Consider the following 12242-nt stretch of genomic DNA (forward strand, 5'->3'; position numbering starts at 1 on the left):
CTCGCAAATGCAAATAGTTATCACTACAGTTTGTTCTCTTTAGTTTGATACATTAGATTATCTGCTTGTTGTAATACATCTTCTAATTGGCTGTCTTCACTAAATAGTGCAAAACCAATACTTGCAGATACTGAAAAGTTATTTGAATCAATGGTGATTACTTTCATTAGATGATTTTTTATACGTTCAATAACTTCTTTTGTGTATTTCTCTGCAGCTAATTGGTCTTCATTTAAAAACTCAAGAAGTACAACAAACTCATCGCCCCCTAAACGTGCCACAAAATCGATTTGGCGTAAGTCTGATTGTAGTCTTCTAGCAATAATTTTCAGGGTTTTGTCACCAATATCATGACCATAAGTATCATTAATCGGCTTGAAATTGTCTAAATCAATAAACAACAATGCGGAATATTTAGTTTTTTCTTTATGAGATTTAAACTGCTTAAAGTGCTCATTTAAATGTCGTCTATTTGGTAACAAGGTGAGCGCATCTGTCAGTGAAAGGTATGTGACTTTGTTTTCAAGTTCTTTTTGCTCTGTAATATCAGTTGAAATCCCCAACAAACAAATCACTTGTTCATTTTCATAAATAGGGGTTTTCACTTCGATGAAGTACTTTGTATTATTAAATTTATCGTGGGTAGTGATTTCTTCTTTACTGCTTTTACCTGCCAATACAGCGTTATCTATTTTCCTTAATTGCTCTACAGTTTTTACTTTAAAAAAATCATAATCGGTTTTACCTGCTACCTCCTGTTCACTTAAACCAAATAGATCTCGGGTAATTTTATTAGCATAAATATAATGTAAATTTATATCTTTGATGTAGACGTAACAAGGTACTGCATCCAATGCAAGTTTAAGTTGTTCTATCGTTTTGTCTTTTGTTTGATTCGACATACTTCTTCTCGTAGTGACAGAGACTTAATCTGCTAAGCATCATAAGTATAGTCAACTGATTAAATTCCTTTTCGCACATATTAGAATAGTTAGCTTTATAAATTAAATTGTTATTACAATTCTGGGGATTAACGAATTAATTTATGACAATTGTCATGCTTATTTACTGACAAAGGTCTCTAACAAGCTATTTCTTTTTAAATCACACTGTATTTGTACCGAATAACTCGGTCAGTCATTAAAGATAAAAGGAAATGGATATGTATTTATTTACTAAAAAGCTCAGTGTGTTACTTATTTCAGCAACGGCATTCACATCTAATTATGTGTTAGCAGCTCAAGACAACGTCGATCAAATCGAACGTGCATCACAACAAAATGATATAGATTCTCTTTTACAGCTAAAACAAACATCGCAGGGGTTTGATAAAGCACTTGCCAGTTACCGTCTAGCCATTGCAAAAAACATAACTGGCGACACTTCTGAAGCTTTGACGTTATTGGATGAGGCTCAGTCACTATTAACAACAGAGACTAACAGTGCTGATCAAAGTGAAACAAACGCTTTGTTAGCTCAAGTTTATGGCTATCGAATTTCTATAAAGCCAGTGTCAGGTTTTTACTACGGAATTAAATCAACTAACGCACTCAATACTGCATTTGAAATTAATCAAGACAATCCGCGCGCGCACTTAATTAAGGGCATTGCAGCCTATAATACACCTGTATTATTTGGTGGCAGTAAACAGCAGGCTTTAAGCGCGCTGAATAACGCCATTCAACATTATCAAATAGACGAAAACGTCGATTATCAATGGGGACAGGCAGAAGCATTTGTTTGGCGAGGCCTCACTCACTTAGCTCTTAATGATACCCAAAGTGCCCTTGCTGATTGGCATACATCTCTACAACTTGCTCCTGATTATGCATGGCCGGCAATGTTGATTAATAGTAATCAAAATTAACTAAATAGATCTTAAGTAACCATTAATTAACATTCTGGGTAGTTTTCTACCCAGTAAACAGGAGGCTATAAAATGAAATCGTTAGAACAATATCGCGAAGAATTTAAACAGAAAAAGATGCTCGCAATGCCTATTGCAGGCTGCGCAGTGTGGTTCACATTAGGAATACTTGGTCTGTTCATTGAAACACAGTACTTGGGGCTAATTACCTTTATTGGGACAGGCATGATCTTTTACATCGGTATTGGTGTTTCGAAGATTACCAATGAAAAATTATTGGTAAAAAAGTCTGAGCGCAATCCATTTGATAATTTGTTCCTAAGTACTGTCATTATGGCGTTAATGGGTTACGCGCTAGTTATCCCTATGGCGCAATTAGATTATACGACCATACCTCTCAGTGTTGGTGTCATATCCGGATTAATGTGGCTACCACTGTCATGGACATTACAACATCCAGTAGGCTTTATACATACCGTTGTACGTACTATTTCTCTTGTTATTTTATGGTATTTATTTCCTGAGCATAGATTTGTTGTACTCCCTTTTGCTATTGTAGTTATCTATTTAATTAGTATTTATCAATTATATATACGTTGGCAAAGACATCAGCATTCTAATTCAACAACGGTAAACGTGGGTTAAGATGGATAACTTTAAACAAAGCCTGGCTGTCGAAGGGAAATCATACTGGGTATGGGGGCCTTTGGCTTTCTCTAGCTTTTATTTTTTACCTTTAATATTCAGTTTTCAGCACTTTACACCAATCACTCTTTTTGTGATGGTGGTAATTTACCTCGCTTTTATCTATTGCTATGTCAAAGCAGTGAATGCTAAAGGGGAAGATGCCCTTGTACCTGTTTTTTCAATTGTGTGTTTAGCAACGTTTGGCGCTTACATTACCCCTGGTACGCAAGCATTATTTGGTTTTGCATGTTATTTTTGTGGCTTTAACTTTCGAAGGAATAAAGGGTTACAAGGCCTAACTGGGGTTTTACTTGGCATAGCTTTATCAGCCTATTTATTTAACTTAATCGACCTCTACTATATTGTACCTGCATTAATTACCAGTATTGGTCTTTATTTTATGGGCCGTGCAGAGCGTCGCGAAAGGCAGCATCAATTAACTGAAGCAAAAAGCCAACAGCAAATTGAACACCTTGCCATGATTGCTGAACGTGAACGAATTGCACGTGATCTCCACGACCTTGCAGGTCATAGTTTATCGTCAATTGCATTAAAAGCCGAACTGGCTGAAAAATTAATTGAAAGTGATCAAATTCAAAAAGCACAAAATGAGATACAACAGGTTGCAAGTCTAAGCCGTGAACTGCTTTCTGATATCCGCCAAGCAGTCACCAACATGAAGCAATTTCAGCTCAATGAGCAGCTAGCCATAATTGAAAAGGATTTAACTCAAAATGGCTTTAAGGTCTCTATCAATAATCATTTAGATAATCCATCACAGGCTATTCAGAATGCACTGTCGCTTATTGTTACTGAGGCAAGCACTAATATTTTACGCCATAGCAATGGCAATACTGTAACAATCAATATTGACGAAAAAAACGTATCCGTTTGTGATAATGGTAGTGTAAAAACATTTACCAGCGGTAATGGACTTAATGGCATCAAACAACGCATTGAAGCGCTTGGCGGTGAAATATTTGTTAGCAATAAAAATGGTTTTAATTTAGCCATTACTTTTAAAACGGATTTAACATGATAAATGTACTTGTAGTCGAAGATCAGCAAATGGTGAGAGAAGCAATCAGCACACTCATTGGTTTAGACCCATTTATTAATGTCGTAGGACAAGCTGAAGACGGTAACTCTGCGATCTCATTTTTAGAAAATCATGCTATTGATATTGTGCTGTCAGATATTGAAATGCCAAACATGACTGGCATAGAGCTAGCTGAAGCAATGCAAAAAAGTAATACCAATTTGAAAATGATGATTATGACGACATTTTCAAAAGCAGGTTATATTAAACGCGCTTTAAATGCAGGTGTGTATGCGTTTATTTTGAAAGAAGCCCCTTCAGAACAGCTTGTTAATGCAATTAAATCAGTGAACCTTGGCAAAAAGGTCATTGATCCCGAACTTGCTTTGCTTGCACTATCTGATACTGACCCACTTAATGATAAAGAGCGAAAAGCCCTTAAACTTGCTGGAGATGGACTGAAAACCCATGATATTGCAGCAAAACTATATTTATCTGAGGGTACTGTTCGAAATTATTTATCTGAGGCCATCAGCAAACTTAACGCTGTTAATCGTGTCGATGCTGCGCGCATTGCACAACAAAAAGGCTGGTTATAGTACCAGCCTTGGTTGTCGTTAACTTTTATTGTTCATCAGGGTCAAAACCAAACTCACCACTGATATTGTGAGGATAGCCACAGATCGCACGTGACGTCGCCATGCCTGCCATAACCGCAGCTTCAACACAGCCAGCATTTACACCCGTTTTGATCCAATCGCCAGTAATATAAAAATTATTAAATACCGTACCATCTGTAGGTAAGCGATAATCACTTGAATCAACGACAGACATAACATACCGCTCACTTGGATCCACATTTGCTCGCCAATATTGGCTATTAAAACGTGATTCGTTTGAGCCATTGGTTGGATCCATCAGTGCTTGCCAATCAAATTCACCTTGTTTAGCTATATCTGGCCAAAGTGGGTGCATCTGCTGTTTTAATTTGAAAATACTGTTTTCCTTGACCCTATCATTGCATTGCTGTTGAAAGTTGGTCTGGCTACTATCTGGGTAGTCTTGTTGTGTAAATGCACTACAAAAATAGGCTACATTTTTTGGTTCAATGCCTTCATGCCAATCCTCTTTATTGATTAACTGGTCCATTGATGCCCAGGTATCAAAAGGTTCACTAAAGCCACTTAATATCGGCTGTTCACCACTGCTAGGGCTATACGCCCAGCCTGTTTCATCCAGTGTTTTATCTAACCACAACTGAAATGCTTGGGTTGCTGCTGCTTTAACTTTTTCAGCCGTTTGTGCCAAAGAACTGTCTTTTAACAATAATTTTTCACATAAGTGAGGCAGGCTAGCAACTGAAATACCATATATGACTTTATCAAAATCGACACCACGCTTAAGCACTAATTGGGGCAGTGAGTGGCCAAAATGATTTTGATAAACCTCAGGCCAATTACTATAAAAGCTCTCTAAGTTAATATCGTTCTGTTTTAATAAGCCTGCTTGTTGGTCATCAATTTGCTCATAAAGGGGGAATGATGGCCAACATGGTAGGCCTTTTACATCTACTAAAGGGTGATAAGTATCTGCTTTTAACCTCACCTGCTCTGTAAGTGTAATTTGGTCAATAAAACTATTGGCTCCACTATCATCACTTGGTGTAAGGTCGGCAACTTGATGGAAATAGTTAAACTTTACACCGCGCTTTATGAGTAATTCGTAAATTGGGCTAAAAATAGTGTCACCCATACCTGCTTGCATTTTCCACATAACACCACCGTGATAACACAGTGATAATCTCAGCATTGCTAGAGCTGCGACACCAGCTTCAACATTCGGTTTACTAAAGTCACCGTTCTCATAAGCAAATACTAAATCATAAAAACCACGAACAGGTGCTGAGTCCACAGAAAACTGTTCATTTGCACCATGTTTCAATAACCACGCTCTAAAGTCCAAGTTATTAATGGCACCAAAACCGCGTTCAAACACCTTATCTTCAATTAACCCTTCCATCATCGCGAGCGCTAAATCAGCGCAGATATATAATCGTCGTATTTCACTATTGTCTTCGAGTAAATCTGCAAACTCTTCATTTAGCCAACGTTTAAAACGTCTAACAAGCCACTGAATTGCAGATGGGTGTTTGTGATTCGATAAGTTTTTATCGTTTACCCGTTTGTCAAAGAAATAGCTTAATTCGCTGAGTGTGACTTTAATATGTTTTGAAAAGTGTTCAAGAGAGTGTTCTGCATCGTCTTTAAATTCATGCCACTCCTCTTTAATATCATCAACCTTTTCTTTAACTTCATCAATGAAATGGCCAAATAAACCCTGTTCTTCTTCTGTTTCTGGAATGTGAATATCACGCTTTTTATTGAGAGAGTCAGCTTTATCTTCTAACTCACTAATGAATTTTTTTAACCAAAAATACAACAGCCGTGCAATTTCCCAAAAGTGTAAATCTAAGGTGCCATCTGCTGGATTACCTGGAATTTCTGGAAAATCAACAGGCCAAGTTTGCCATTCGTTATTAATAAGCTCTTGTAAAACAACGTAACTATGGGGTTTGAACGCCTCTTGCCATGTGGCTAGTGGCATACTGTCCGGACGTGCTAATTTATCATAGACAGATTGGATTGTTTTGAAAGAGTTAACATAAGCGCCAAACCACACATGTAACCCATGTTCCTCTATGCGCTGACCAAGATAAGGGTTTCTGCCACTTGCACCTTTCCCACCAATGCGCCAACCTTGCTGATAAACGGTGATATCATATTTATCTTGCCAGTTATCATCATCGGTTAAATACACAGCAGCAGTCATTGCTGATACACCACCGCCTAAAATCACAATTTTTTCTTTCGCCATGTTAAAGTCCTTTTGTGCTTATAATTTCAAATGCTTTTTCTTGATCAAAATCCATAACGACATTAAATGGTAAAAGTGCACGATGAACTCCGGGTTCAATGCCAAACATTTCAGCCAAGGGAAAGGTATCTAATTGATAAACAGTTACGTCAAATTCGTGTTTGTAAATTTTAGCACTATGCACTTTTTCGATAATGGAGGGTGAATGCACTACCCCTTGATACACTGCTTTAGTGCCATCGCCGTTAGGTAATTGTTTAAATAAAATTTGATCCATCTGAGGATTAACAAAGCCATCAAGTAACTGTTTAATCGCGTTTAAATCTAGATCAAAGAAATCAGTATCAGACTTTAGAATTTCAAATGCTTCTTTTACTAATTCAACAAAATCAGCAACAGGGTGTTCATCCCCTTGCTCGACTAAATTAACTTCCAATAGTTTATGTTTAGCCATTTTTGTATTGGGCGAAAATGGCTGAAAAGCATCAATTGATAGCTCAAAGTAGTTCGGTAATTCGCCCTGTTCAGGCATTTTATAATCACACAAATACTTGTTATACCCCCATGTCTCACGTCCATTGATTAATGCATAAATATTGTTAACGGTAATAAACGCAGGGTACCAATAAATGTGATCTACCTTTTCTTTTCCGCGTTTTGTCACCATTTTGGCGATCGGTAACCAAAATATAATATCGGTTTCTTGCATCCAACCTTGCTGCCTAAACTCTGGTACTTTAGAAGCAATATTTTCGATATCGGTAAAAGTAAGCAAGGTATAGGCACTCAGTGCTTTAAAATGAAACTCATCCGATTTAACAACATTCAATGTTTTGTCGATATATGCTTGGATTTTTGAAATGCAGCCTTTGACAAAAAAACCATATTGATTAGCATTAAGCATTCTGCATGGTGGCTGTGCAATTACATTGCCAGGAAACTGAACAAAATTTGGTAGGTGTGTATCGTGTGCCATTATCTTCCCTCTCGTGCACCCAAAGGTAGGTTACTAAAATAACTTATTGATACCAGTATAATTAAGTTATCGCGAGAAGCACTAATGAAGAATTATGAAATTATAAATAACGTTAAGTTATTCAATAATCTTAATCCGCGCTGCAATACTTGTTGCAAGCATCTTATACCCTTGCTCGTTTAAATGTACGCGATCAGATTTCATCGAGGAGTTTGAGAGTAAATCACTGAGCGTGTCTTCAATCAAAACAACATCATGTTCAGTTGCGAGCTCTTGATAAAGTGACATAGGCGATAAGCGTAAACCAAAGTCTGGCACAGCAACTAAAATAACCGCAATTCCTTTTGCCTTTGCAGCTAGAATCATTTGTGACAAGTTATCCGCAAGTTTAGATTTGCTTTTTCTTTGCAGCACATCGTTACCGCCATAACAAATAATGACCACGTCCGGTAGGTGTTCATTTAGCACTAAATTAATACGAGCCAGTCCCTGCTGACTCGTTTGCCCAGAAATACCACTATTAACTACTTTAACACCAAGTATGGACTCTAACTGAGATGGGTAACTATGTGGATCTGAAACCCCAACACCATGAGTTAAACTGTCTCCAAAAGCCACAACTACGGAATCGCGCCCGATGATGACGCTTTCCTTGCTGCCACAGCCAAACAAACTTAAACATATTAAAATCAAGAAAGTGATATGCTTTAGTTTATTTAACAGCTTCATACTAAATGTCTCAAAAATATGCGCTTAGTGTGAATCACAAAGCGCAATGTTTTACAAAAGTGCGTTTAATAATTGAATTGGATGCTTTGGTTTTTGTCCATTGTTAAAGCGCTTTACTTGCGAACGGCATGAAAAACCAGTGGCAACAAGCTGTTCAATTGGCGTGTTATCGACAATTTCTTGCCAACTCATCTCATATAAAGCACGTGATTTTCCAAGGTTCTGTGTTTCATGACCGTACGTACCCGCCATGCCACAACAACCTGTTGCTTTTGCTTTAAGTGTTAAACCAAAACTTTCAAACACGTTTTGCCATACCTTACTGGCATTTGGCATTGCCGTTGTTTCAGTACAATGATTGAGCAGTACAAAAGGTGCTTTGGCCGTTAATTGCGAAGTGCTTATTTGATTATGCTCAAACCACTCATGGGCTAGCAGTACATGGAAATCACCCCGTGACTCACCCAGTACTTGTTGATATTCATCGCGATAACACATTACTAACGAAGCATCTAAACCAACCATTGGTATTTCAAGCTCTGAGACTTGATTTAAAAATGCCGCACTGTTTTTAGCTGTTTTTGCAAACTCAGTTAAAAACCCTTTTACGTGCTGCGGTTTACCATTGGGTTTAAACGGCAGTAATACCGGCTTTTTACCTATTTTAACAAGTAATTGACAGAAATCCTCAACCAATTCAGCTTCATAAAAACTAGTGAATGGGTCTTGCACAATCAATACTGTGTTTTGCTTTTCGTTTTCATTCAGTGCTTTTAAGTGGTTTAAATTAAATGGATACTGCTTAGACACTCGATTAATGATTGCATTGTCACTTAATTGAGGAGAATCAACATACCCAATCTTATTTTTAAGTATCTGTTCAACGAACCCTAATTTTAGAATTGGGTTAACAATAAAGTGAATTTTGCTCAGTAATGGCGCTTGAGATTCAATGTTAGCAACTAAATAATCTTTAACTGGACGTTTATAGCGTGCATGATAAAGATTTAAAAAACGCGCTCTAAAAGTAGGAACATCGACCTTTATCGGGCAAGCAGTTGTACAGGCTTTACATGCTAAACATTCATCCATAGACTCTTTCACTTCATGGGAGAAATCATAAGCGCCCTTTTCTTTTTGTTTAGCGAAAAGACGTTTTTCCCACCAAGACTTAGATTCACCTTTCGCAATTGCCTTTTCACTCTCAAGTAAGTCTACATCTTTGTCACTTTGTAAGCGCAGCCATTCACGCATTAAACTTGCACGCCCTTTCGGTGAGTAACGTCTATCTTTAGTGACCTTATAAGAAGGACACATTGCTGAATGGCTGTCATAGTTGTAACAAAGACCATTACCATTACAGCCCATGGCATTATCAAAACTGTCTTTAACAGCAACAGGGATTTGTTTATCAAAATAAGCACGTTTAGTGTCATCAACACTCACCAGTTGCTCATTAGAGTCAAGTGGTGTACAAATTTTTCCGGGGTTTAAACGGTTAAGCGGATCAAAAACAGACTTTATTTTTCTAAGTTCAGTAAACAGTGTCTCACCGAAAAACTCAGGTCCATATTCACTACGATAACCTTTGCCATGCTCCCCCCACATTAGACCACCGTATTTTGCAGTAAGCTTTACCACTTCATCTGAAATGTGTCGCAGTAGTTTTTCTTGTGCTGGGTCACACATATCAAGTGCAGGCCTTACATGTAATACACCTGCATCTACGTGACCAAACATACCGTAATTTAGATTGTTACTATCAAGTAACTGTCTAAATTCAGCAATAAAATCAGCTAACGCCTCTGGCGGTACTGCTGTATCTTCTGCAAAAGCGAGCGGCTTTTCACGCCCTTTTACATTACCTAAAAGCCCCACTGCTTTCTTACGCATGGCATAAATTTTAAGAATATCAGCCTTTGAATGGGTAACTTGATAACCAATTATGCCAGCTTCATTGTTAGCCATTAACGCATCAAGTTTAGCTAGCAGGCCATTTACCTTTTCATCAATATCTTCTTGTGCGGTTGCATTAAACTCAACCATGTTAAGCCCTTGCATATCCTTGCCTGGCACATCTTCAATTAAGCTTGATACTGAGTGCCAAATAATGTCTTCACGGGCAAGGTTTAGCACTCGGCTATCAACTGTTTCAACTGATGTCGCATTAGCAGCAACTAAAAACGGCGAGTTACGTAGTGCAGAATCAAAGCTATCGTATTTAATGTTTATAAGCGTTTTAAATTCAGCAATTGGAGTTATATTTAATTTCGCTTCACACACAACACCAAGCGACCCTTCAGAGCCGGTAATAATGCGACTTGCATCGAGTGTTGTTAATTCATCATCTAGAATATTTTCTAAGTCGTAGCCAGTTAAGAAACGGTTAAGACGCGGAAATTTTGCTTTAATTTCACTGCGAAGGTCGACTCCTGTCGCAAGCAATTGTTTATAGATAGCACCGATTGTACTTTCTTGTGCTGCAAAGTTTTTTGCAGTTTCAATACTCACAGGCAAGGTATCGAGTTCTGTGCCATCGACCAGCATGGTTTTCAAGCCAAGTACATGGTCAGATGTTTTGCCATAAACAAGCGAGCCTTGGCCAGATGCATCGGTATTAATCATACCGCCAACTGTTGCACGATTACTGGTGGATAAATCAGGTGCAAAAAAGAAGCCATATGGGCGAAGAAAATCGTTCAGTTGATCTTTAATCACACCCGTTTGAACACGAACCCACTTTTCTTCAACATTTATTTCTAAAATTTCACGCATGTGTCGCGATAGATCAATCACCATACTGTGTGTTAATGATTGTCCATTGGTACCTGTGCCACCGCCCCTTGGGGTAAACTTGATTTGTTTAAACTTAGGCTGATTTGCTAGCTTGAAAATAAGCTGGATATCATTATTCGTTTTAGGGAATAAAATACCTTGAGGCATTGCTTGATAAATACTGTTATCAGTAGCTGTAACAATACGCGTTGCATAACTTACATCAATCTCTCCTGAGTAAGCCGTATTTCTCAATTCTGTTAAAAATGCTTTAGCTTCTGGCGACAGTGTATCTTTGTGATCTATTACTTCAATCATTACTTGCTCGGTGACGGGAACAGGGTTAACGCCATTATATCAAAGAAATACGGCGAGTTTTGCTTCATATTTACAGTTTGTAACATCATTTATTCGCATGCTAAACCTAATTTTTTATACTATGAATAAATATCGTGTTACTTGTTAAAAAACACTCTGGAGATACGATTATGAAAAAAGTACTAAATCATACGCTAGCGGTGTTGTTTTTAGCACTTGGTTTACTGTTTATGATAGTGCCTGGACCCTCACTCATATTTTTTATTGCGGGTTTGTTTTTGCTTGCGTTTTATTACCCATGGGCACGACGTTATCTTGCTCATTGCCAAATAGCGTTAAAAAAGTCGTGCACATTTTTAGATAAGAAACTCGCAAAGCGCTAGTTAAGCGCTTGCTTTGAATCGCTCTAATAACTCTGCATAACACGTGAATACATAGTCTGCTTGATTCGCGTAATTAGGAATTTCCTTCTCACAAAATAGTGCACTCAGTGCCCCCGCATTTTTTGCAATATTAATATCATGTAAGTAGTCCCCAATATAAAGAATATCTCTTGGATCTATTTGCCATTTACTTGATAAATTCAAAATAGCGGTTGGGTCAGGCTTTGCTGGCGCATCATCTCGGGTAATGATGGTTTCAATTGCGATTGCATTATTGGTAATTTTAATATCACTGGGTTCTTTACTGTTACGTGTCACTATCGCAAGCGGTAAGTTACATTGATTTAAATAATCGATAAATTCTTTAGCTCCACTAATCCAAGCGGCACTGTGCGCGTCTTTTAGCTCTAGATCGCGAATTACTTGGTTCGCAATTATTTGCTGTTCGTTTGATAACGATTCAACAAATGCAAGAATATCCTCTTCTAGCGGGCATCCTATCGCCTCACGCATGGTTTTAAAACATAAGTCACAGCTAACAAGTGTACCGTCTAAATCAAAAATAATGCCTTTAATATGGTTCATATATATTTC

Annotated in this window: 11 protein-coding genes; 5 read left to right on the forward strand and 6 right to left on the reverse strand. The window is 37.8% G+C overall.

What is annotated here, in order from left to right; genetic code table 11:
• Window positions 1-23: 23 nt before the first annotated feature.
• Window positions 24-902, reverse strand: a complete 879-nt coding sequence (locus OM33_RS18955) for a diguanylate cyclase domain-containing protein (protein ID WP_052141185.1) — start codon at window positions 900-902, stop codon at window positions 24-26.
• A gap of 260 nt (window positions 903-1162) precedes the next feature.
• Between OM33_RS18955 and OM33_RS18960 the strand changes: the two genes are divergently transcribed.
• From OM33_RS18960 to OM33_RS18975, 4 genes are all read left to right on the forward strand, one after another.
• Window positions 1163-1867 carry a tetratricopeptide repeat protein gene (locus OM33_RS18960; protein ID WP_040135942.1) on the forward strand — a complete coding sequence of 235 codons (705 nt, stop codon included), beginning with the start codon at window positions 1163-1165 and terminating at the stop codon, window positions 1865-1867.
• Window positions 1868-1939: 72 nt separating this feature from the next.
• Entirely contained in the window at window positions 1940-2512 is a 573-nt protein-coding gene (locus OM33_RS18965; protein ID WP_040135943.1) for a DUF7010 family protein, read from the forward strand.
• A gap of 1 nt (window position 2513) precedes the next feature.
• Complete coding sequence (locus OM33_RS18970; RefSeq protein ID WP_040135944.1) at window positions 2514-3593, forward strand: sensor histidine kinase; 1080 nt, start codon at window positions 2514-2516, stop codon at window positions 3591-3593.
• Window positions 3590-4192 carry a response regulator transcription factor gene (locus OM33_RS18975; protein ID WP_040135945.1) on the forward strand — a complete coding sequence of 201 codons (603 nt, stop codon included), beginning with the start codon at window positions 3590-3592 and terminating at the stop codon, window positions 4190-4192. Before OM33_RS18970 ends, OM33_RS18975 begins: the two co-directional genes overlap by 4 nt.
• A gap of 25 nt (window positions 4193-4217) precedes the next feature.
• Here the strand turns inward: OM33_RS18975 and OM33_RS18980 are convergent, their stop codons facing one another.
• The 4 genes from OM33_RS18980 to ydiJ all read right to left on the reverse strand — a co-directional run bounded on the left by OM33_RS18980 (window position 4218) and on the right by ydiJ (window position 11265).
• Entirely contained in the window at window positions 4218-6467 is a 2250-nt protein-coding gene (locus tag OM33_RS18980) for an NAD(P)-binding protein (protein WP_040135946.1), read from the reverse strand.
• Between the two features lies 1 nt (window position 6468).
• A complete protein-coding gene (locus OM33_RS18985; RefSeq protein WP_040135947.1) occupies window positions 6469-7443 on the reverse strand; it encodes an acetoacetate decarboxylase family protein in 975 nt (324 codons plus the stop codon).
• A 117-nt stretch (window positions 7444-7560) separates the two neighbouring features.
• Window positions 7561-8172 (reverse strand): GDSL-type esterase/lipase family protein, encoded by a 612-nt coding sequence (locus tag OM33_RS18990; protein ID WP_040135948.1) that lies wholly within the window; start codon window positions 8170-8172, stop codon window positions 7561-7563.
• Between the two features lie 51 nt (window positions 8173-8223).
• Window positions 8224-11265 (reverse strand): D-2-hydroxyglutarate dehydrogenase YdiJ, encoded by a 3042-nt coding sequence (gene ydiJ, locus OM33_RS18995; RefSeq protein WP_040135949.1) that lies wholly within the window; start codon window positions 11263-11265, stop codon window positions 8224-8226.
• A gap of 170 nt (window positions 11266-11435) precedes the next feature.
• On the opposite strand from ydiJ, the gene OM33_RS19000 reads away from it, so the two are divergent.
• Window positions 11436-11648 (forward strand): PGPGW domain-containing protein, encoded by a 213-nt coding sequence (locus OM33_RS19000; protein WP_040135950.1) that lies wholly within the window; start codon window positions 11436-11438, stop codon window positions 11646-11648.
• Here the strand turns inward: OM33_RS19000 and OM33_RS19005 are convergent, their stop codons facing one another.
• Window positions 11649-12233, reverse strand: coding sequence for an HAD family hydrolase (locus OM33_RS19005; RefSeq protein ID WP_040135951.1), 585 nt, complete (start codon window positions 12231-12233; stop codon window positions 11649-11651).
• Between the last annotated feature and the right edge of the window lie 9 nt (window positions 12234-12242).

Origin of the sequence: Pseudoalteromonas piratica, assembly GCF_000788395.1 — a bacterium.
Taxonomy (GTDB): domain Bacteria; phylum Pseudomonadota; class Gammaproteobacteria; order Enterobacterales; family Alteromonadaceae; genus Pseudoalteromonas; species Pseudoalteromonas piratica.